Genomic DNA, 22296 nt, shown 5'->3' with positions numbered 1-22296 from the left:
CAGGACTCTGCGGGGATCGCAATCACCGATCCCCGCATCGAAGGCCTCCCGCTCCGTAGTGACCATTCAGCTACCTGAGCTTGAGGATCTTGCCATCGAGCTTGGTATCGGCGACGAACTTTTCAAAGTTCTTGCTATAGAGTTCGTTGAGCAACTCCTGCGCATCCTCCGGATCGAACCAGAACACCTGGTTGGTTCCTGTACTGGTCAACGTCTCGAGGACTTGACTCCCATCCACGTGGTTCTTGACTTGGACAACCATCCGGTTCTTAGCGTTGAGGGTCGTCTGCCCCATACCGCTCTTCGCCTCTACCCCGACATCGACCAGTTTGCCGGTCATCGTCATATCGGCCCCTATGGCTCCGGTGCCTTTGGCAACGGTCGCATTCCAGCCTTTCGAGTTGAGATAGTCGGCAAAGGCCTGTGCCGTGGCATCACCGAGCGTGCCGCTCGAAAGGCTGAAGTGACTCTCCCCGCCCCAAAGATGTTGCCGGCTACCGAGCAATGACCGGTCTGTGCGACTGTCTTCAAATGGCTGAATTGAGACGGTTGCGGCATGCTTTGCAGCCACCTTCTCATCGGCCCCGCATGACATAGGGACCTTGAGAGCGATGCGCTCGCCCTTGCCAGCGCAACCAGCCGTCAAAACGATTCCAAGGAGCCCGAATCCGACGATATGCGCGTACTTCACAGATGCCTCCTTCGTGGTAAATGGTCTGATGCAGCGCATGGGGCTTGCGACTGTACCGACCCATGTTTATTTCGTGACGAAATGCGCACGGCGGTTCTGTTGATAACATTCTTCGTTCTGCTGCTCACAGAAGGGTCTCGTTTCCCCGTAACTCGTGATCTGAAGCTGAGCGGACGGAACGCCAAGATCTTGAAGGTATTTCTTCGCCGCGCGCGCCCTCTTCTCACCCAACACAAGGTTGTAGGCGAGGGTCCCTCGTTCATCGCAATGGCCTTCGATCAGCGCCGTCTTACTACCGTTGGCACGAAGCCAGCGGGCATTGCTATCGAGGATCGGCATGGCGTCCTTGTCGACTTGGAAACGATCGTATGCAAAAAACACATCGCCGAGTACAGCGCCGCCTGACGTAGCCCCGGACAGGAGCGAAGGATTGGATGAGGCGCTACCGGCAGGAATGGTCCCGCTACCGGATGGCCGGTCGAGCGATCGCTCCAAGGGTATCGGCTTAATCGCATCCGGTTGGATCGACTCGCTCTTGACCTGGCCGGACTTGGAGGACTGATCTCCGGATGACGACGCCACTTGTTTGCCGGAGCAGCCCGAGAACAGGAGCATGACGCTCACAGTGACAGACAGACTGATAACTCTACGATCCATGACGGGCCTCCTCACATTGACGTGATCTTTGGGTGAACGGTTTCATCTTATTCAGCATGCTCGCGAACAGATTGTCATCCTCCCTATTTATAAGTACTCGGCCGGGGCCCGTCAACCCATAATCTTCCCCCCCATCCGCGCTGGACCGTGCCCGCTTCGGAGAGCAGGAAGTTGCATCCCTTTACGGCTTTCGCTAAGGTGCGGGTATGACCCATTCCCTCGCGCGTTCACTCGTCCTTGCTGGCGCGAGTGGGCTCTTCCTCCCGCTGAGCTTCCCGAATTACGACCTCGGTCTGATGGCCTGGATTGCCCTTGTGCCGTTGCATTGGGCCCTGGACGGCAAGAGCAAGCAACAGGCGTTCTGGATCGGCTGGCTCTGCGGCACCATTGCCTTTACCGGGATGATGGCCTGGGTGGTGACCGCCATGACCACCTACGGGAAGGTTCCACTGGTGATCAGCTACGGCATCATGTTGCTGCTGACGGCCTACCTCGGCCTCTATATCGGTCTCTATGCTGCCGGAGCCGTCTGGTGCCGAACCCTGATTCCCCGCTATGGTCTCTTTGCCGTCCCCTGCTTGTGGGTGAGCCTCGAACTGATCCGGACCTATGCGCTGAGTGGCATGCCCTGGGGCCTCCTCGGCTATTCGCAATATCGAACAATTGAAGTAATTCAAATCGCGGATCACATGGGGGTCTATGGGGTCTCGTTTCTCATTGTGCTCGTCAATGTCGCGCTGGCCGAACTCCTGTCCTGTCTGATGCCGCTACTGCGGGGATTCCGTCCGGCCAAACTTCCGTGGGAACTCGTCGCGATGACGGCATTGCTGGTCGCGCTCTCATGGGAATATGGGCTTCGGACGTTATCTGGAGCGCCGTTTTCCGGTATCCCTCGCTCGTCCATCAGCGTGGGAGTCGTGCAGCCGAACGTTGATCAGGCCGCGAAGTGGGATACCGCCTATCGGGAGGAGACCCTCGCGCGGTTCGACCGGCTCACGGGACAACTGGGCCGTGCCACCGACTTGGTGATCTGGCCGGAGGCCGCCACCCCGTTCGTCTTTGAGCATGAGCCGGTCTATCAACTGCAACTGATCGCACTGGCCAATCGGGCTCAGGCTCCGATCTTATTTGGAAGCCCTGCCGTACGGCATTACCCAGATCGGCATCCCTATCTGCTGAACAGTGCCTATCTTCTCGCACCAGACGGCCAGCTCCTGGGTCGCTATGACAAACATCATCTGGTGCCCTTCGGAGAATATATTCCACTGAAATCCTCGCTCCTGTTTTTCCTCGACAAATTGGTCGAAGGCATCGGCGATTTCGAAGCGGGACCTGGTCCCACGATTCTCACCGTAACACCGAAGCCGCAAGCGGCGGCGGTAGGTACGTCCGGCTCATCGCCGCGACCGGTCAAGTTCGGCGTGGCGATCTGCTACGAGGTGATCTTCCCCGACCTCGTGCGGCGATTCGCCGCGAATGGGGCGGAGTTCCTCGTGACGATTACGAACGATGCTTGGTTTGGCCGCTCGGCTGCGCCCTCACAGCATTTTGCGATGGTGGTCTTCCGTTCGGTCGAGAATCATCTAGCCTTTGCCCGTGCCGCGAACACGGGCATCTCCGGTTTCATCGATCCGTTCGGACGCATCGTCGAAGCGACGCCAATTTTCACGGAACACACCGCTCAAGGCACGATGCAGGTCTGGCGCCCGCATACGTTTTACAGCCGCCACGGGGATGTGTTTGCCTACGGCTGTGTGATAATCTGCCTCCTGTTGTTCCTGTTCAGCTATTTCAGGACCAAGGGCCCTGAGCCCAACACCGTGGCTGCCACACCGGTGTAATGTGAAAGGATCGCTCCATGTTGGATGAGATACGGATTCGCGTTCGGGCCGTTGGACAATCGGTAACGGAACTACGGGGGCATCTTTGACTTCGCTCGCATGACAACCGAGCTGGCACATCTGGACGAACAGACCTCACAACCTGGTTTTTGGAACCACGCACAGAAAGCCGCCAAGATCAGCCGGAAAAAGTCCACGATCGAGCGTGAGCTGCAAGAGTGGCGCGAGATCGATGGGAAGATCAATGATATTGGCGCCTTACTGGAGCTCGCGGAAGAAACCAACGACACCGGACTCCTGAAAGAGTTGGCAGCCGAACTCGACCAATTCGAGCCGAAACTTGCCGCCCTGCGGCTTGAACTGCTGCTTTCCGGCGAGCTGGATGCCAACAATGCGATTGTGGCAATCCATCCCGGTGCCGGCGGGACAGAATCACAAGACTGGGCGCAGATGCTGCTCCGCATGTACGTCCGTTGGGCCGAGAGCAAGAAGTTCAAGATCGAGACGTTGGACTTAATTCCCGGAGAAGAAGCCGGAGTGAAAAGCGTGACCCTGTCCGTAACGGGCCCCTATGCCTATGGCTATCTCAAGGCTGAGGCAGGCGTTCATCGATTGGTTCGCATCTCGCCCTTCGATGCCAACAAGCGTCGGCATACCTCTTTTGCCTCGGTATTCGTCTATCCTGAGGTGGACGAGGAGATCGACCTCGTGATCGAAGACAAAGACCTCAGAATCGATACCTTTCGGGCAGGCGGCGCCGGTGGCCAGAATGTGAATAAGGTGGAGACCGCCATTCGGATGACCCACCTGCCGACCGGGATCGTCGTCCAATGTCAGAACGAACGATCGCAGCTACAAAATCGCAATGGCGCCATGAAGGTCTTGAAGGCACGTCTCTACGAACTGGAGCTGAAGAAAAAAGAGGCGGAATTCAACGCCATCGTGGGCGAGAAGAAAGACAATGCCTGGGGTAGCCAAATTCGCTCGTATGTATTCCAGCCCTATCAAATGGTGAAAGACCACCGGACCGGGCATGAAGTGGGCCAGGTCGCCGCCGTGATGGATGGTGATCTGGACGGCTTTATCGAGGCCTATTTAAAGATGAAGCAGCTCGGGAAAACCGCGCTCAGCTATCAACAGTCCGGAACGGACGAGTTCGACAGCTGATAGGCTAGAAAAAGGTGTTGCGGCACAACGAGCGAGCATCCGCACAGGGTGTTCAAAAAGGCTGTCCAGCAAGGCCGCAGGCGAGTCGAAACCGGAGGCGTACCCTCAGGGGTACGTTGAGGATTTCGATGAGCTGAGAACGACGCTGGCGGACTTTTTCAGCACCCTGCCAAGCAGGGAAAGACAATTGATAAAGGCGTACATCATGGACGAACTGAACGAACAGCAGCAGCAACGGATCAAGAAGCTCGATGTCCTGCGTGAGGCAGGCGTGGCCCCCTACGGAGCGCGATTCGAAGTCAAGGATCGTGCAGGCCAGCTGATCAAGCTCCACTCCGAAAAGACCAAAGAAGTCCTGGAAGAAGAAAAGATTTCCTGCACCTTTGCCGGACGTATTGTCGCACTGCGGCGCTTCGGCAAGGCCGGCTTCGCGGTCCTGCAGGATGGATCGGACCGGCTGCAAGTCTATCTCAAGAAAGACCATCTCACTGAACAAGCCTATCGTGTCGCCGAGCAGCTCGACCTGGGCGATTGGATCGGTGTGACCGGCCTCCTCTTTCGTACCAAGACCAATGAGTTTACCGTCGAGGTCACCCAACTGACCTTCTTGAGCAAGGCCCTCAGACCGCTTCCGGAAAAGTGGCATGGCTTGACGGATGTGGAGACCCGCTATCGGCAGCGATATGTCGACTTGATTTCCAATCCCGAGATCCATGGCATCTTCGCCACGCGCAGCCGAATCATCGCCGGCATTCGTACCTTCTTGATCGAACGAGGGTTCCTGGAAGTCGAAACGCCGATGATGCATCCGATTCCAGGAGGTGCGGCGGCCAAACCCTTCGTCACGCACCATAATGCCCTCGGGGTCGATCTCTATCTCCGCATCGCACCGGAACTCTATTTAAAGCGGCTGATCGTCGGCGGCTTTCCCCGCGTGTTCGAAATCAATCGGAACTTCCGGAACGAAGGCATCTCGACGATTCATAACCCTGAGTTCACGATGCTCGAGTTCTATATGGCCTATGCCGACTATCAGGACCTGATCATCCTCACGGAAGAACTCATCTCCTCCCTGGCACAACAGGTCCTCGGCACCACGGTGATCGACTATCAGGGCAAACAAATCACCCTCACGGCTCCGTGGAGGCGCTGGTCCTATCATCAGTCGATCCTGGAAGTGAACAACCTGAGTCCCTCTGTCCTGCAGGACAAGGATCTAGCGATTGCCGCGGCCAAACAACTGGGCGTCGCGGTCGACCCCAACTGGCCGCTCTTCAATATCGTGAATGAACTGTTCGAGGAAACGGTCGAACCGAGTCTGATTCAGCCGACGTTCATCACCGACTACCCGATCGAAATTTCTCCGCTCGCCAGACGCAAAGACTCGAACCCGGCCCTGACCGACCGGTTCGAGCTCTATATCGCAGGCCGCGAAATCGCCAACGCGTTTTCAGAGTTGAACGATCCCCTGGATCAACGGTCGCGATTTGAAGGGCAAGCGGCGCAACGGGCAGCCGGCGACGAAGAAGCTCATCTGGTCGACGAAGACTTTCTGCGCGCCTTGGAGTACGGCATGCCACCGACCGCCGGCGAAGGCATCGGCATCGACCGCTTAATCATGCTCTTGACCAACCAAGCGTCCATTCGCGATGTCGTCCTCTTTCCACAATTGAGACCTGAGAAACCACAATGACCGTTCCCTACGAAATTTTTGTCGGGCTCCGATACCTGCGGGCCAAACGGCGCAACCGGACGATTTCACTCAACACCTTCGTATCGATTGCGGGCATTACGCTGGGCGTGGCTGCCTTGATCGGCACCGTTGGCATCATGACCGGCTTCAAAGAGGACATCCAGGCTAAGATTCTCGGCACGACGGCCCATATCATCGTGCAGGACCGCATGAAAGACGGGATGACCGATTACGACAAGGTTGCCATACAGGTACAGGAGGTGCCGGATGTGGTCGCCGCAACCCCCTTTATCCTGAAGCAAGTCATGCTGACCACGCCATCCGGCGTGCAAGGCGTCGTGATCAGGGGGATCGATCCCCAACGGGAAGGAACGGTCACGGAGCTGGCCAAGAATCTTTCGACTGGCGAGTTGAGCGATCTCCAGAAGCCCATCACGATCAAGCAACCGCCGGCTGACGATCCAACCGGAACCCCGGTCGACATCGAAAGGCCCGGAATTATCCTGGGAAAAGAACTCGCGTTGCGACTCGGCGCCTTTATGGGTGATACGGTAAATGTCGTCTCTCCTCCTGCTGGTCCCATTAGCGCCATCGGCATGGTCCCGAAGATCAGGACCTTCGCCGTCGCCGGTATCTTTCAATCCGGCATGTATGAATACGACTCCTCGCTGGCCTATATCGACCTTGCCGAGGCGCAGAAGTTTTTCAACATGAGTGGGTCAGTCACGGGCGTCGAAATCAAGGTGACCGACGTCTTTCGCGCCGATGAGATCGCCAGATCGGTGGAACATGCATTGGGATTTACCTACGGGGCGCGCGACTGGATGGCGATGAACCGCAACCTCTTTTCTGCCTTGAAGCTTGAGAAGACGATGATGTTTCTCCTGTTGGTCCTGATTACCATCGTGGCGTCGTTCAACATCGTCAGCACACTCACGATGATCGTGACCGAAAAACAAAAAGAGATCGCTATTTTGAAAGCGATGGGCGCCACGAAGAAAAGCATTCGCCGGATCTTCATGCTGAACGGACTGATCATCGGACTGACCGGCACCGTCATCGGCATTCCGCTTGGCTATGCCTTTCTCTGGTTGATCCAAACGTTTTGGACGTTCGATCCGACGGTCTATTACATCTCACGCATACCCGTACACGTGTTGGCCTCCGATGTGCTCCTGGTTGCCGGTTCGGCGATCCTCATCAGCTTTGCCGCGACGCTTCTCCCCTCTCGTCAGGCAGCCAAACTCGAGCCGGTGGCGGCCCTTCGTTATGAATAAACTCGTCTCACCACTTAAGCCCGCTGGGTGTCTATGATTCGTGTCACTGATCTCTCGAAGACCTTTGTCATGGGCGGAAATGAGCTGACGGTGCTGAAAGGCATCAGTCTAGACATTCAACGAGGCGAACTTGTCTCGATCGTCGGGGCATCGGGAGCCGGAAAGAGCACGCTCCTCCATATTATCGGGATGCTCGATCGGCCCACGACAGGCACGGTCTACTTCGACGGTCAGGACATGTTTCAGATGTCGGAACATGAGCAGGCAGAATTTCGGAATCGGCGGATCGGGTTCGTCTTTCAATTTCACCATCTCCTGCCGGAGTTCACCGCACTTGAGAATGCCTGTATGCCGGCCCTGATCCAGCGACGACAACAAGCAGATATTGAACCTGAAGCCATCGCCTTGTTGCAGGAAGTCGGGCTGGGATCCCGCCTGCATCACAAGCCTGGTGAGTTGTCCGGTGGAGAACAACAACGTGTGGCAGTAGCACGGGCCCTCTTACAGAAGCCGGATCTCGTGCTGGCCGATGAACCGACCGGAAACCTGGATACGCATACGGGCGATGCCCTCTTTGCGATGATGCGCGAGCTGAACAAAGCCCGCGGAACGACCTTCGTCATCGTGACCCATAACGATAAGCTGTCAGGTCAGGCCGACCGGATCATACAGATGCAGGATGGCCAGATCGTCTAAGACCGCCCAGAACATCTGATCTATTTTCTCAAACTCCCGAGACGGCACAATCCCCCCGTTTACCTGCGCGAGAGTCCCCTCGTCTACCCTTGACGAGAGCTGCTTCATCCAATAGACTCAGCAAAATATCTCAACTCCTTGGAAATGGCGTTCAATGATCTATTCGCGGTGGCTGTACACGGTGACGTCTCTGATGATCTTGGCGCTTCCCGCACAAGTATGTGCGGTGGAATTCGTCACGGTGGGTCCTCGCGCCATGGGTATGGGTGGTGCGGGAGTCGCGGTCACGACAGATGCCCTGGCGACCTATTGGAACCCGGCCGGCTTGGCCATGACGCAAACGGTGGATATCAGAGTACTAGGCGGAGCTCAGGTCTTCGATCGTCTCGGTATTGCAGATGCGATCCACGACCTTGAGAAATTCAATCCAAATGATCCGAACACCGCTGCAAATCTTGCAAAGGCTCAAGACATCGCCGCTCGCATCAATAAACCCGGCGCCGCGATATCGTTGAATGGATCAACGGGCCTCTATATCAAAGGCCATTTAGGTGAGCATGCCTTCGGCCTGAATGTTTCCGATGTCGCAACAGGTGGTGCCTTCGTCAGTGCTCCAGCTACAGCGACTCAAAATGGAGCAGCCGTGAATTTAGCTGGAACCATGGCGCTCCGTGGCCTGGAGGCCAGACAGCTGGCATTCTCTTATGCCTATGCGTTCGCAGATAAGACATTTTCGGTTGGCGTAACAGGGAAAATCATCCAAGGCGCCTCCTACAATGCGAATACGACGCTCACCGGAGGAACCGACGTATCGGTGAGAGACAACTTTGGGAAGTCCACGCTTTCGACAGCATTTGGAATCGACGTGGGTGCCATCTACCGCCCCTCCTCATGGCTCCGCTTTGGTGCCGTGGCCAAAGATATCAATCAACCGACCTTCACGGCCGCAGGCGGTGGAGAATTGAAGCTGGAGCCGCAAATTCGCGGCGGTATGGCCATCAACCCCTACTCTTCTCTCACCTTAACCGCGGATGTCGATGCCATGGCGAATAAAACATTTGTGCCTGGAGTGAAGAGCCAGATCTTGAGCCTTGGTGCGGAACAGACCATTTTGTCAGAGTTTCTGTCCTTTCGGGTTGGCGGTTTTAAAAACATGAAAGATGCCAATACTCCCTTTACCCCGACTGCAGGGCTGGGCCTACGGATCTTTGCCTTTCGTATGGATGTCGGGGGCGGATATGATTTTCGTGAGAAGGGAGCACTGGGCTCTCTTTCTCTCTCTTTGACGTTCTAATGGTATACTGAACCCATGTTCATGCTGCATCACCTACGACGCGCCATCCTCCTCTGTGTACTTCCGCTCCTGATTGCCGGCTGTGGCGGCTTACAGGAAGTCTGGGAAGGACCAGGGGCGAGAATGTTCCGGCCTCAAGCCATTGCGGTGCTCCCTCCCATGGCCAGCCAATACGACAGCGCACGCGAGGATATTCAAGAAGTCTTATCCGCCGCGCTGAATAAGGTCGCCAATATCGAACGCGTCGTGTCTCCAGAAAATGTGACGGATATCTTCCAAGCGTCCAAGGAAGCGTTTGATGCGCTGGTGTTCTACTTCTCACGTCTGGAAATGACCGGCCAGTCCGACAAGGACTCGGCGCTGAAGTTGGGCAAGGCGATGAACGTGGACTCCTTCCTAGTCGTCCGAGTGAACTCCTGGGAATACATGCGCAAGGAAGGCGATAACGTCGGGCGCGTGGGCCTGAGCATCCGTCTTGTCGACGCCACAACCGGCACCACCGTCTGGAAGGCGCGCCATGAACGGTCGAGCAGCTATATGTTCTATCGCCCGAACTTAAAAGATATAGCGAAAGAGCTGGCAGCAGAGATGATTAAGGCCATGCCCCCCCAAGCCAAACGATAGTTCCTGTCCCGCCTGAATTATTCTCGTCACAGTTGAGATTCTGACCTGCCCATCAGAGATGGGGGAGTGCCTCTCCCTGCTTTTCATACAGAGAGATGTCGAGTCGACGACTAGCGGGCCTTAGCCAGCGATGCCTTCATCGCCGTTTTCAATGAGCGGACAAATTCCCCGACCTGCTTGACCATATCCGGCTTCTGCTGGTGCGCGGCAATCTGCTTTACGATGGCGCTGCCGACAATGACACCATCGGCAATGGCGGCCACATTGGCCGCATCCTCCGGTGTCGCCACTCCGAAGCCGACCGCCACCGGCACCTGCGTCACCTTCCTGATCTTCTCGACATTCTTCGCCACATCGGCCACGTTCAGCAGTTTTGCGCCGGTGATCCCGGTGAGCGACACGTAATACACGAAGCCTTGTGATTGGCGCGCCACGAATTTTCTCCTATCAGCTGTACTCGTGGGAGCAAGGAGGAAAATCAGTTGAAGCCCTGCTGCTGCAGCAGGGCCTTTGAGCGGGCCCGCTTCATCCGGCGGCATATCCGGCACGATCAGCCCATCGACACCGGCCTGGACCGCCTCATGGCAAAACCGCTCAGGGCCGAATGCATGGATATTATTGTAGTAGGCCATCAAGACCAATGGAATCTGAGTCTGAGTCCTCAGTCTGGTCACCATGGGAAGGATGTTGCGGAGCGACGTCCCGCTGCGCAGCGCTCGCTCCGCTGCCTGCTGTATCACGGGACCATCGGCGATCGGGTCTGAAAATGGAACACCCAACTCGATGATGTCGGCTCCAGCACGTTCTAACTCCACAACCAGTTGTGCTGTCTCTTCCAGTGAAGGGTCGCCTGCCATCACATAGGCAATGAGGGCCTGCTCTCCCCTCTGTCGAAGTTGTGCAAAGGTTCGGTCCAGTCTCGATGTCATAACGTGATTCCTCGCATCTTTGCGACCTGTTGCACGTCCTTATCTCCACGACCGGAGAGATTCACGACCAGGATCTGGCTCTTCTTCATCGTGGGCGCTACCTTCACCGTGTGGGCAATGGCATGGGCACTTTCGAGAGCCGGCATGATCCCCTCTTCTCTCGCCAGCAAGTCGAACGCCGCCATCGCTTCATCATCGGTCACCGAGGTGTAGGAGGCGCGACCTTGATCCCGCAAATAACTATGTTCGGGGCCGACTGCGGCATAATCTAACCCGGCCGAGACGGAATGCGTCAGGTTAATTTGCCCATCGTCATCCTGGAGGAGATAGGTCATGGTGCCTTGCAAGACGCCAGGTTTACCTCCCTCAAAACGCGCGGCATGTTTTCCGCTTGCCACCCCCAGGCCTCCCGCCTCGACGCCCACCATCTTCACCTTCTTGTCTTTGATGAACGCATGGAAAAGTCCCATCGCATTGCTGCCGCCACCGACGCAGGCGATCAGACAATCCGGCAACCGGCCTTCTGCTGCCAGGATCTGACGTCTGGTTTCTCGCCCGATGATGGCTTGGAAGTCCCGAATCATCATGGGATAGGGATGGGCCCCAAGCACTGAACCGAGAATATAGTGCGTCGTGCGGATGTTCGTCGTCCAATCCCGCATGGCTTCGCTGATCGCATCCTTCAGCGTGCGGCTCCCGGCATCGACACCGGTCACGGTCGAACCGAGCAATCTCATCCGGAAGACGTTCAGCGCCTGGCGCTGCATGTCCTCGGTCCCCATGTAGATTTCACATTGCAAACCGAACATCGCCGCAACGGTTGCCGTCGCTACGCCATGTTGCCCGGCCCCTGTTTCAGCGATGATGCGCGGCTTCTTCATCCGCAAGGCCAGCAGCCCCTGGCCAATCGCGTTATTAATCTTATGGGCGCCGGTATGACAGAGGTCTTCACGCTTCAAATAGATCTTCGCGCCACCCAGACGCTTGGTGAGTCGTTGCGCGAAGTAGAGCGAGGTGGGTCGACCGACATAGTGCTTTAAATAAGAGGCCAGCTCGGACTGGAAGCGCCGGTCTTTTTTCGCACGGGCATATTCCTCTTCCAACTCAAGCAACGCGGGCATGAGTGTTTCAGGAACATACCGTCCACCGTAGGCACCGAAGCGGCCTTGTTTGTTGGGAACTGCGCCCATCGTCATCCTCACATTCGTTTGATGTCGATTTAGTATAAACGTGGCTAGTCTTGAGAGACAACCTTGGCAGCGCGAATAAATGCGCGCACTTTCTCGTGATCCTTCTTCCCTGGCTCACGCTCCACACCGCTGCTGACATCCACGCCATAGGGTTGCACAGCCTTGATCGCCTCCCCGACATTGTCCGGAGTGAGCCCTCCAGCCAGGAGAATGTTCGCAGCCTTGGCGGCCTCTGCGGCAACTGCCCAATCGATCACCTGTCCGGTGCCCCCATAGGCCTGATCGGAAAATGCATCCAGCACGAACCCTCGAACGCCGGCCCGTCCACGATATTCCGCCAACGCAAGAAATGCACTCCGGTCTTTCACGCGGAGTGCTTTGAGGACCGGACGGCCTAACTCCTGGCAATAGGTCGCGGTTTCATTCCCATGCAACTGGGCGAATGCGAGGCCACACTCGTCCATGACATTCCGAACGGCTTGCGACTCTTCATTGACGAAGACCCCCACCGGGATCACCAAGGGAGGCAGATTCATAATGATTTGCCTGGCCACCGCAGGCTCGATGTATCGAGGGCTCTTTCGATAAAAAATAAAGCCGAGAGCATCGGCACCGGCCTCGACAGCAACCCTCGCGTCCTCAGCGCTGGTAATGCCACAGATTTTCACTTTAGCGATATAGGACATATTAGATATGAGATGAATCCGGTATTCCCATCAGCTCGCGGATCTTGGCCGCCGTATCTTCTGCGCGAATGAGCGATTCTCCGACGAGCATGGCATGGATACCGGCTTCGACGAGCCGTTCGACATCAGCACGTGTGTGGATCCCGCTTTCACTGATGATCAGCTTGTCCACCGGGATTCGTTTAGCCAACCGCAGAGTCACGCCTAGATCCGTCGTGAAGGTCTTGAGGTCCCGATTGTTGATACCGATCAGCCGCGCGTCCGGGACACGCTCCAACACTCTGTCGAGTTCTCGCTCATGATGAGTTTCGATCAAGACATCCAGCCCTAACCCGCGAGCGAGCGCATAGAAGTCTATTAATTGCTGACGTTCCAATGCTGCGACGATCAAAAGCACGGCATCGGCTCCGTAGGCACGCGCCTCGTAAAACTGGATCTCTTCGACCATGAACTCTTTATTCAAGGCAGGCATCGGCACCGATTCTTTGATCTCGCGAAGGTAGTCGAGACTGCCTTGAAAAAAATCCTTGTCGGTTAAGACAGACAGAGCCGACGCGCCATGCGCATGGTAGGCCTTGGCAATCTCGAGGTAATTAAACCGCTCGGAGAACTCGGGCCGGAGGAGACCAAGACTGGGCGAGGCCTTTTTAACTTCGGCGATCAGCGACGGGCTGCCGGCCGTTTTTGTCGCTTCGAGAGCGACGGCGAAACCTAACACACCTGGTGCGTCCTGAATTCTTTTCTTCAGCTCAGAGAGGTACCCGCGGCTTTGCTTATGCCGGAGTTCCGCTTTCTTATGCTCCAGAATACGAGAAAGAATCACGAGACCGTCATCCCCTATTCGTAAATGTGATGAGGCGCGCCAATTTCTCGGCGGCAGCGCCTGAATCGATGGCCTGGCCAGCCAAACGGAAACCATCTTGAAGAGTTGTCGCCTTGCGCCCAGCGACAAGAGCCGGAGCGGCATTCAAACAGACGATGTCCCGTTTGGGGCCTTTACGCCCCTGAAGAATGTCACGCGTGATCAGCGCGTTCTCTTGTGGCGTCCCTCCTGCGAGCTGTTTCGCCGGGACCAGTGCCAATCCTAGATCCGCCGGATCCAGAAGATAGTTCGACAGCACGCCCCCTTTGGCCTCTGACACCTGCGTCTTTGCGGTCAGGGTGATCTCATCGAGTCCGTCCATCCCATGGACGACAAAACAATGTTGCGATCCCAAATGCATGAGGACGTTTCCCAACAGAGAGGTCAATCTCCCCTCATAGACGCCGAGCACTTGGATGGTCGCTCCTGCCGGATTGGCCAGCGGGCCTAAGAGATTCAGCATGGTTCGAATGCCCATCTCCTGTCGAGGACCGGCACAATGTTTCATGGCTCCATGGTAGAGCGGGGCAAAGAGAAAGCCGATGCCCACTTCATTGATGCAATCGGCCACCCGCTCCGTCGGTAGATCGATCTTCACCCCGAGCGCCGAGAGAACGTCTGCGCTTCCTGACTTGGATGACACCGAACGGTTCCCGTGTTTCGCCACGGTTAATCCTGCCCCTGCGATGACAAACGCAACCGTCGTGGAAATATTGAACGTATGCGCGCCATCCCCGCCCGTACCACAGGGATCCACGGTGAGAGGATCTCCGATGGCGATGCGGACAGCCTTGGCTCGCATCGCCCGCACGGAACCGGATATTTCTTCGACGGTTTCTCCCTTGAGACGAAGCCCCATCAAGTAGGCGGCAATTTGGGCCGGAGTCGCTGCGCCTTCCATGATCTCCAACATCACCGATTCGGCTTCGAGCTCGGTGAGAGAAGAGCGGTCGGCAAGTTTGGCGATTGCGTCTTTGATCATGGCTGGGAAATCAGGCGGACCTTCCTACAACTTCAGGAAGTTACGGAGGAGGTCCTTCCCCGCCGTGGTGAGGATCGACTCTGGGTGAAACTGCACCCCTTCAATGCCCAATGAGCGATGGCGCAAGCCCATGATTTCCCCTTCCGACGTCTCGGCGGAGATCTCAAAGCAGGACGGAAGGGTGTCCCGTTTCACGATCAGGGAATGGTAGCGAGTGGCATCAAAGGGATTGGGAAGCTGATAGAAAATCGTTTTCCCGTCATGCCGGATCTTCGACGTTTTCCCGTGCATCAACCGTTCAGCTCGAACCACGTCACCGCCAAACGCCACGGCCAGAGATTGATGGCCGAGACAGACGCCCAAGAGAGGAAGTCGCCCGCCGAAATGCCTGATGGTCTCGACCGACACACCCGCTTCCATCGGCGTACAGGGCCCTGGAGAAATGACGATGCGGCTGGGTTTCAGCGACTCAATCTGCTCAATCGTAATCTTATTGTTACGAAACACCCGAACATCTTCACCCAACTCCCCGAAGTATTGCACCAGGTTGTAGGTGAAGGAATCGTAGTTGTCGATCATCAGCAGCATGTCAGTACTCGTATCTCGCGCAGGTCATTCCAATCCCTGCTCGGCCAATTGGACAGCCTTCATCATGGCCTGAGCCTTGTTGCAGGTCTCTTCATATTCATGTTCAGGATTCGAATCGGCAACGATGCCAGCCCCGGCTTGGATGAAGGCCTGGTGCTTTTTGACGACGACAGTGCGAATGTTGATACACATGTCCATGTTGCCGGAGAAGCTGAGGTATCCCACCGCGCCGGCATAGGGCCCGCGCCTGGTCGGCTCGAGTTCATCGATGATCTGCATCGCGCGAATCTTCGGCGCGCCGGAGACCGTACCGGCAGGAAAACAAGCCCGCAATACGTCGTACGAGGTCTTCGACTCATCCAGTTGCCCTGTCACATTCGAGACGATGTGCATGACGTGCGAATACCGCTCGACGTGCATGAGTGAATCCACCACGACCGACCCTGCTTTCGCCACACGTCCGACATCGTTCCGCCCGAGATCCACGAGCATGACATGCTCGGCCCGTTCCTTCTCATCCGCCAGCAACCGCTTCTCCATCTGCTGATCTTCTTCCGGCGTGGCCCCGCGGCGGCGCGTGCCGGCAATGGGACGAAGAGAGATGACACCGTTTTCGCACCGGACGAGCGTCTCAGGAGAGGAGCCGACCAGCTCAACCCCTGCAATACGCAGGTAATACATATAGGGAGACGGATTCACCACACGTAAGGCGCGATAGAGTTGCAACGGCGGCGCTTGCAGGTTGGTCTCCCATCTCTGAGAAACCACGGTTTGGACGATATCGCCGGCCCGAATATATTCCTTCGTCCGCACGACCATCTTCTCAAAATCTGCCTTGCTCATATTCGACGTAAACGTCACCGGCTTCCGGCGGCGATGCGGACGAGCACGGCGAAGCGGACGTTTCAGCCGCGCGATCATGCGCTCGATCCGTTCCGTGGCTAACCGGTAGGCGGCCTTGAGGCCACGCTCCCCCTTCGCCGTGATATGCGCAGTAGACACGACTTTGATCTTCTGGGCGACATTGTCGAAAATCAGCATGGTATCGGTGAGCAGGAAGGCACAGTCCGGCAGATTCAGAGGATCCTTCTGCCTGGCGGCCATGTCCTCGAACGTCCGCACCATATCGTAGCTCAGATATCCAACAGCACCGCCGACGAACGGGGGCAGGTCCGGCACCGTCACCGGGCGATAACCCTCCATCATCTCACGCAGACGTTCAAGCGGATTTCCACGACTGGGAATACGCTTCTTGCGTGTACCCTGCACGACAACCAGGTCGCCACGATCTTCGTAGACGACAACGGGCGAACCACTGCCGAGAAAGGAATAACGCGCCCATTTCTCACCCCCCTCAATAGACTCTAGGAGGTAGGCGGAGGGGCCATGATCGATTTTGGAAAAGGCAGAGACGGGGGTTTCATAGTCCGCGAGAATCTCTCGATAGAGCGGAATGAGATTACCCTGTTCGGCATATTGCCGAAATTGGTCGAGGCTGAGCGAGTATTGCGGCGGCGCCACGGTATCGTCCTATTACTCTTGGCCTACGATGAGCTTCTGCCCTACTTCGATAATGTCGTCCGGCAGTCTGTTCCACTTCCTGATCTTATCGACAGTGGCGCCATACTTCCGACTGATCCGGTAAAGCGTTTCGCCGGGTTTCACGACATGAACGGTGGGCGATCGCAAGCTTCCCATCGACGACTCTACTGCCCCTGACACAGCCGGAACCTCCGGAGCGATCCCGAGAGCAGTCGCGCTCAGGTCCACGGTATCGGTCGTATCGAGAGTCGGTTCAACCTGCAGCGCCTTGCGCCCAGGCGAGGCGGCACGTTTCATATCGGCCTTGGCTTTACGTTCCAGCAGCGCCGACTCCTTCATCGCGTCGGCTTCTTCCTGCACACGGGCCATTTGCTCCCGAACGGCTTGCACCTGCGCCGTGAGCTCCCGGTTTCTGGCCTCAAACTCCATCAGTTCTTTCTTGCCCCGCTTCGCTTCATTATCCAGTTCGCCGGTTCGTTTCTCTTCCTGGGCCAACAGCCGTTGAAAGTTCAGGCTGCGCGCCTTTTCCGCCTCGTACTTTTCGGCCATCACACACCCGCTCAATAGGAGCATTCCACAGACGATCGTCACACCGTGATAGATGGATCTGGACATTGACTTGATCACGTAATTCTCCTCTTTCATGGATACCTCCTCTGACGGTCGAGAGGGACCTTCCCTCTCGCAGCAGGAAGTGGACACCGACTGCCATGCACTGAAAAAACGACTCAAATAGAAGCAGTAGAATAATGTCTAACGCAGCGAAAGTCAAAGCGAATATGGCACCTTCGTCGTTTGACCCACTCCCTACCCCTATGGTACGTTCGAAACCGTCACATCCTCTGTTCGTTACCATCCAAGCCTTATGGCCCACGCCGACATCCTTGCCAGACTCATCGCGCTCAAAGACGAAGTCAGACGCCACGACTATCTCTACTACGTCAAGGATCGTCCAGAAATTGCTGATTCCCTGTACGATCGTCTATTCCGCGAGCTGATCGATCTGGAGCAAGCGCATCCTGAACTTGTCACGCCCGATTCCCCGACCCAACGGGTCGGCGCGCCACCGCTTGAGTCGCTGATCAAGGTTCCCCACGAGCAGCCGATGCTCAGTCTGGACTCGATTCTCGATCAGGAGGAGGTCCGGGCATTCGACCAACGGATGAAACGCGAACTGGAAACCCCTGCCGTTGAGTACAGCGCGGAACCAAAGTTCGATGGGTTATCGGTCGAACTGGTCTACGACCATGGGATGTTCACCCGTGGAGCGACCAGGGGCGACGGAGCGACCGGAGAGGATGTGACCGTCAACCTGAGAACGATTCGTTCGCTCCCGCTGCAATTACAGGCACAGTCAGGGTTTCCTGACCATCTTGTCGTACGGGGCGAGGTATACATGCGCCTCGATGATTTCCAAGCCTTGAATCGACGGATCACCGAACGAGGCGACGACGCCTTTGCGAATCCACGCAATGCGGCCGCTGGTTCTCTCCGGCAATTGGATTCCACGATTACCGCGACCCGTCCATTGGTTGTGACCTGTTATGAAATCATGGCCCTCTCCACACCCGCGCCACTCACACATTGGGAGGAGCTTGAACAATTGGCCCGATGGGGGATCCCGGTGCCGACGCATCGGCGGCTCTGTGCCTCGATCGATGACGTAATGGCCTTTCACCGCGAAACGGAATCGATCCGGGACCAGCTACTCTATGAAATCGATGGCGTAGTAGTGAAAGTGAATCGCCGAGACTGGCAACATCGCCTGGGGATGAAGTCCCGCAGCCCACGCTGGGCCCTCGCCTACAAATTTACCCCGCGCAAGGAAATTTCCGTCATACAGGATATCGTCGTGTCCGTCGGGAGAACCGGAACCCTCACACCAGTCGCACTCTTGAAACCGGTGGAAGTCGGTGGCGTCACCATCAGTCGAGCCACCCTACACAACGCCGATGAGGTCGCCAGAAAAGATATTCGGATCGGGGATACCGTCAAAGTTGAACGGGCCGGCGATGTGATCCCCGCCATTGCTGAACGTGTCCCCATCCCCGATGAACGACGGAACGCTCCCTTTCTGATGCCGGATCACTGTCCGGTCTGCGGATCGAACGTCGGCCGCGAGGGTGCCTATTTCTACTGTACCGGTCAATTGGTATGTGGCGCCCAATTGAAGGGGGCAATCGAACACTTTGCGTCCAAACATGCGCTCAACATCGAAGGCTTAGGAAAGAAGACCGTGGCGCAGCTGGTTGACGAGGGACTGGTACGATCACTCGCCGATCTCTATCGCCTGACCAACGCCGATCTCGTTCGGCTTGAAGGATTTGCCGATCGGTCTGCCACAGCCCTCGTGGAGTCGATTGCGGGCAGTGCAGCCGTTTCACTCGATCGATTTCTGATGGGACTTGGGATTCGACAAGTCGGACAACATATCGCCAAAGTCCTAGCCCGTGAGTTCACGTCTCTTGAAGAGATCATGGCAGCAGATCGGGAGCGGCTTCTGCAGATTCGTGAAATTGGCCCTGAGATATCGGACAGCTTGGTGGCCTATTGGTCTGAGCCACGCAATCGAGAAGCCATCGCACAACTCCAAACATTGGGGCTGCAGATCGCGCCGGGCATGGCCCGAGGTGACCGGATGGAATCTCCGCTCGCGGGAAAGACAATCGTGTTTACCGGGGGACTGGATCATTTCACACGAGATGAGGCACAGCAAGCCGTCGAAACGGCCGGAGCGCGCGTTGCCTCAAGCGTGAGTAAAAAGACGTCGTACGTGGTCGCGGGACGAGACCCGGGCTCCAAACTGGATCAAGCTCGTGTGCTGGGGGTAGCGATTCTGACGGAGCAGGAGTTCGCCGCCTTGATTGGAAAGGAAAGGGGCAAGCCTAGCTGACGAGGTCGAGGTTCTGGGATTCGACGTGAGCCGGCGATTTCTCTTCACGAAAGATTTGGACACTTCGAATGGATCGAGGCTCGGCTTCATGGATGAGGATTCGACAGTTGGCGATCCGCACTTCTTCTCCCACCTTGGGAATTCTTCCAAGCTCCTGCTGAATGAGCCCTCCGATCGTCACCGCTTCGTCGCCGAGATCGACCTTCAGGAAGTCGTTGACCTTGCGCACTTCAGTCCTGCTGTGAACCAAAATGTGGTTCTTCCCTAGCCGCTTGATCAGCTCTTCGGTGATGTCTGTTTCGTCCATGATCTCCCCGACCACTTCTTCGAGAAGATCCTCAAGTGTGACAATCCCCATGACGCCACCGAACTCGTTCACCACGACGGCCATATGGCGTTTCTCCTGCTGAAACTGCTTCATCAGGTCGTCTGCGGTTTTTCCGGACGGCACGAACAGCGGCGGATAGGCAATATCATTGAGCTTGGCCTCATTCCGCCCCTTGGCGAGTTCAGTGAGTGCTCTCGTCTTGTACAGAATGCCCGTGATGTTATCCATCGTCCCGTCATATACGGGAATCCGTGAATATTTCGAGTTGTAGAGAAGCTCTTGGGCCTCCTTCAGGCGCAGATTCCCATCCAAGGAGAAGACATAGAGGCGAGGGGTCATCGCGTCTTCAGCGGTGATATCTTTGAGCTGGAAGACGTTCTTGATCATCTTCACCTTCTCGACCTCGATCGTCCCCGTCTTCCCTCCCTCATCCAGCATAATCTTCAGCTCTTCTTCGGTCACGAGGGGCAGCGTCAGTCCCTTCCCTCCGGTCAACTTATGGATCAGAGGGACCATCACAAATAGGAACGGTTTGAGCAGCAACTGAACCCCATAGACAGGGTAGGCCATGTTCAGCGTCACGGGAACTGCAAATTTAGCGGCTAATGTTTTGGGGATCACATCAACAGCAACCAAGAGCACAAAGGTCAGCAGACCGACCATGACGGCAATCGCCTCATCAAAGAAATTACGGCCTCCATAGATGTTCAGCGTCAGGAAGGTGGCATACATCGGCGTCGCCACACCGATCAGGCGGTCGCCAACAAGAATGGTCGACAAGAGTTTTTGCGGGTCACTGCGGAGATGAAGTGCCAACTTTGCTCGGGCATTGCCCGTGAGGGCCAGTGCCTTCAGCTTCGTTTCATTGACTGCAAAGAAACCGATTTCGGCCGTAGAGATAACTGCCGAAATAATAATGAGACCCAAGAGGATGAGAATATCCATAGATTGCAATCTATTAGAAGCGACCGGCCATACCGGTCGGCCTTGAATGCCGGAGAATCCAGGGGCTATCCCCTATCGCCTTAGACCAGCAATGTGAGAAGTGGGAGAACGGAGTAACGTGATAGGGACTTATCGGGCCTGTATCCATTGGACTCTACATGTACCATAGGACGGTGTGGCGAGCAAGCATATGATGAAAACACGTCACAATATCAAACAGTTGCATTGCATGTTCGCAGAATAGCTGAAGAATTGGAATGGCGAGTTTATTGAAACTGATACTACGGATCGTCGCGAAATACAAAGGATTGGAGCCCTAGGACGGAATCGAGGTGAGATGCGGCAGCTTCCGCCTGGGCCTCCGTAGAAAACTGACCGATCTGGACTCGATATCGCTTTCCCTCAGGCAGATCAACCGTCTGGATTCTGCCTCCCTGGTAGAGATGTTTGCCCCGTTCTAACAGAGTGAGCGCATTCTGTTGATCGGAAAATGCCCCGACTTGTACCCGCAAGACCCCCATATCGGCCGCTCGTCCTTGATACCCCACGACCCGCAATTCAATCTGATCGGTTCCTGCTCCGGTCATCCCGAGCGCTTGCGCCCCGGCGAGTGAGAGATCGAGCACACGACCTCTCGCAAACGGACCCCGATCGTTAATGCGGATGGTCACCTGTCGATCGCTACTCAGCGATCGCACGACCGCAATGGAACCAAGCGGCAATGTCCGATGAGCCGCCGTCAGCTGATGCATATCATACCGTTCACCGTTTGCCGTCTTGTTCCCGTGAAATCCAGGTCCATACCACGAGGCGACGCCTCGTTCGACAAATCCAATCGGATAGCCTGGGAAATAGACCGGTTTGGGAGTGCCTCCACAAGCGGCCATGGTACCGGCCAGGAGGGTGACGAAAAGAAGAACCAGCCAACGAGCGCAGCAGGCCTGAGGTCGGCGAGACATGACTAGAATTCGTCGAGCGATTGATCCTGCAAGACGGTCAGCGCTTTCGCCGTATGTGAGACCGTCAGGACGACGATGGCACGTTTCCCTTCGCGGGAGGGTGTGCAATAACCGCATTTAATATTGATACGCGACTTCGTCAGCAAATCCGCCACTTCCCTGAGAGCCCCTGGCTTATTCTTCAAACTCAAGATCAGCGCCGTTTCTTCAGTAAATCTGATCTTCGCCGCTTTTAATGCGGCACGGGCCCCCTCCAGATCGGCAACCAAGAGCCTCAGTTTTCCCGCTCCGATGACCTCCGGCGCAGAGAAAGCCTTGATGTTGACCTTCGCATCTCCGAGAACCTGGGCCACTTGGGCGATGACGCCTGGCTTGCTCTTTCCGCTGATGACCAATTGTGTTGTTGTGGGCATGGGGGTTACTCCGTGACGTCGTGGTAAGTGAGGATGCTC

21 protein-coding genes are annotated in these 22296 nt (G+C 56.3%); 8 read left to right on the top strand and 13 right to left on the bottom strand.

Annotated elements, in window-relative coordinates:
- Positions 1 to 70: 70 nt before the first annotated feature.
- Positions 71 to 691, bottom strand: coding sequence for a hypothetical protein (locus tag Q8N00_00800; protein ID MDP2381322.1), 621 nt, complete (start codon positions 689 to 691; stop codon positions 71 to 73).
- Positions 692 to 757: 66 nt separating this feature from the next.
- Positions 758 to 1348, bottom strand: coding sequence for an OmpA family protein (locus tag Q8N00_00795; GenBank protein MDP2381321.1), 591 nt, complete (start codon positions 1346 to 1348; stop codon positions 758 to 760).
- 206 nt (positions 1349 to 1554) lie between these two features.
- On the opposite strand from Q8N00_00795, the gene lnt reads away from it, so the two are divergent.
- The 7 genes from lnt to Q8N00_00760 all read left to right on the top strand — a co-directional run bounded on the left by lnt (position 1555) and on the right by Q8N00_00760 (position 9940).
- Entirely contained in the window at positions 1555 to 3189 is a 1635-nt protein-coding gene (gene lnt / locus Q8N00_00790; GenBank protein MDP2381320.1) for an apolipoprotein N-acyltransferase, read from the top strand.
- Between the two features lie 17 nt (positions 3190 to 3206).
- Positions 3207 to 4356 (top strand): peptide chain release factor 2 gene (prfB, locus tag Q8N00_00785; GenBank protein ID MDP2381319.1). Its coding sequence is split into 2 segments (ribosomal slippage): positions 3207 to 3272 and positions 3274 to 4356, totalling 1149 coding nucleotides; the frame shifts between segments, so codons are not numbered across the junction.
- A gap of 205 nt (positions 4357 to 4561) precedes the next feature.
- Positions 4562 to 6049 (top strand): lysine--tRNA ligase, encoded by a 1488-nt coding sequence (lysS, locus tag Q8N00_00780; protein MDP2381318.1) that lies wholly within the window; start codon positions 4562 to 4564, stop codon positions 6047 to 6049.
- Positions 6046 to 7326, top strand: a complete 1281-nt coding sequence (locus Q8N00_00775; GenBank protein MDP2381317.1) for a lipoprotein-releasing ABC transporter permease subunit — start codon at positions 6046 to 6048, stop codon at positions 7324 to 7326. Before lysS ends, Q8N00_00775 begins: the two co-directional genes overlap by 4 nt.
- Positions 7327 to 7359: 33 nt before the next feature.
- Positions 7360 to 8022, top strand: coding sequence for an ABC transporter ATP-binding protein (locus Q8N00_00770; GenBank protein ID MDP2381316.1), 663 nt, complete (start codon positions 7360 to 7362; stop codon positions 8020 to 8022).
- A 154-nt stretch (positions 8023 to 8176) separates the two neighbouring features.
- Positions 8177 to 9316, top strand: coding sequence for a conjugal transfer protein TraF (gene traF / locus Q8N00_00765; protein MDP2381315.1), 1140 nt, complete (start codon positions 8177 to 8179; stop codon positions 9314 to 9316).
- Positions 9317 to 9337: 21 nt separating this feature from the next.
- Positions 9338 to 9940, top strand: coding sequence for a hypothetical protein (locus Q8N00_00760; protein MDP2381314.1), 603 nt, complete (start codon positions 9338 to 9340; stop codon positions 9938 to 9940).
- A 110-nt stretch (positions 9941 to 10050) separates the two neighbouring features.
- On the opposite strand, the gene trpA is transcribed toward Q8N00_00760, so the two are convergent.
- Genes trpA through Q8N00_00720 form a run of 8 tightly spaced genes read right to left on the bottom strand, consistent with a single transcriptional unit; the run spans position 10051 to position 17364 of the window.
- The gene (trpA, locus tag Q8N00_00755) at positions 10051 to 10869 is read right to left on the bottom strand and encodes a tryptophan synthase subunit alpha (protein ID MDP2381313.1); all 819 of its coding nucleotides are present in this window, start codon (positions 10867 to 10869) and stop codon (positions 10051 to 10053) included.
- Positions 10866 to 12065 (bottom strand): tryptophan synthase subunit beta, encoded by a 1200-nt coding sequence (trpB, locus tag Q8N00_00750; protein ID MDP2381312.1) that lies wholly within the window; start codon positions 12063 to 12065, stop codon positions 10866 to 10868. Before trpB ends, trpA begins: the two co-directional genes overlap by 4 nt.
- 38 nt (positions 12066 to 12103) lie before the next feature.
- Complete coding sequence (locus Q8N00_00745) at positions 12104 to 12736, bottom strand: phosphoribosylanthranilate isomerase (protein ID MDP2381311.1); 633 nt, start codon at positions 12734 to 12736, stop codon at positions 12104 to 12106.
- Between the two features lie 10 nt (positions 12737 to 12746).
- The gene (trpC, locus tag Q8N00_00740) at positions 12747 to 13568 is read right to left on the bottom strand and encodes an indole-3-glycerol phosphate synthase TrpC (GenBank protein MDP2381310.1); all 822 of its coding nucleotides are present in this window, start codon (positions 13566 to 13568) and stop codon (positions 12747 to 12749) included.
- A 7-nt stretch (positions 13569 to 13575) separates the two neighbouring features.
- Complete coding sequence (gene trpD / locus Q8N00_00735) at positions 13576 to 14589, bottom strand: anthranilate phosphoribosyltransferase (protein ID MDP2381309.1); 1014 nt, start codon at positions 14587 to 14589, stop codon at positions 13576 to 13578.
- A gap of 24 nt (positions 14590 to 14613) precedes the next feature.
- Positions 14614 to 15177 carry an aminodeoxychorismate/anthranilate synthase component II gene (locus tag Q8N00_00730; protein MDP2381308.1) on the bottom strand — a complete coding sequence of 188 codons (564 nt, stop codon included), beginning with the start codon at positions 15175 to 15177 and terminating at the stop codon, positions 14614 to 14616.
- Positions 15178 to 15201: 24 nt separating this feature from the next.
- On the bottom strand, positions 15202 to 16698 hold the full coding sequence (gene trpE, locus Q8N00_00725) for an anthranilate synthase component I (GenBank protein ID MDP2381307.1): 1497 nt from the start codon (positions 16696 to 16698) through the stop codon (positions 15202 to 15204).
- A 12-nt stretch (positions 16699 to 16710) separates the two neighbouring features.
- Positions 16711 to 17364: a LysM peptidoglycan-binding domain-containing protein gene (locus tag Q8N00_00720; GenBank protein ID MDP2381306.1), complete on the bottom strand. Its 654-nt coding sequence runs from the start codon at positions 17362 to 17364 to the stop codon at positions 16711 to 16713.
- A gap of 220 nt (positions 17365 to 17584) precedes the next feature.
- Between Q8N00_00720 and ligA the strand changes: the two genes are divergently transcribed.
- Positions 17585 to 19612, top strand: a complete 2028-nt coding sequence (gene ligA, locus Q8N00_00715) for an NAD-dependent DNA ligase LigA (GenBank protein ID MDP2381305.1) — start codon at positions 17585 to 17587, stop codon at positions 19610 to 19612.
- On the opposite strand, the gene Q8N00_00710 is transcribed toward ligA, so the two are convergent.
- The 3 genes from Q8N00_00710 to Q8N00_00700 form a co-directional block, all read right to left on the bottom strand.
- Positions 19605 to 20885 (bottom strand): hemolysin family protein, encoded by a 1281-nt coding sequence (locus Q8N00_00710; protein MDP2381304.1) that lies wholly within the window; start codon positions 20883 to 20885, stop codon positions 19605 to 19607. The two genes, ligA and Q8N00_00710, sit on opposite strands and share 8 nt — an antisense overlap.
- 281 nt (positions 20886 to 21166) lie before the next feature.
- Entirely contained in the window at positions 21167 to 21844 is a 678-nt protein-coding gene (locus Q8N00_00705) for a septal ring lytic transglycosylase RlpA family protein (GenBank protein ID MDP2381303.1), read from the bottom strand.
- A 2-nt stretch (positions 21845 to 21846) separates the two neighbouring features.
- Positions 21847 to 22257, bottom strand: a complete 411-nt coding sequence (locus Q8N00_00700) for a hypothetical protein (GenBank protein ID MDP2381302.1) — start codon at positions 22255 to 22257, stop codon at positions 21847 to 21849.
- Between the last annotated feature and the right edge of the window lie 39 nt (positions 22258 to 22296).

It is taken from the genome of Nitrospirota bacterium, assembly GCA_030684575.1.
GTDB lineage: Bacteria > Nitrospirota > Nitrospiria > Nitrospirales > Nitrospiraceae > Palsa-1315.
This window is presented reverse-complemented; position numbering and strand designations above follow the sequence as displayed.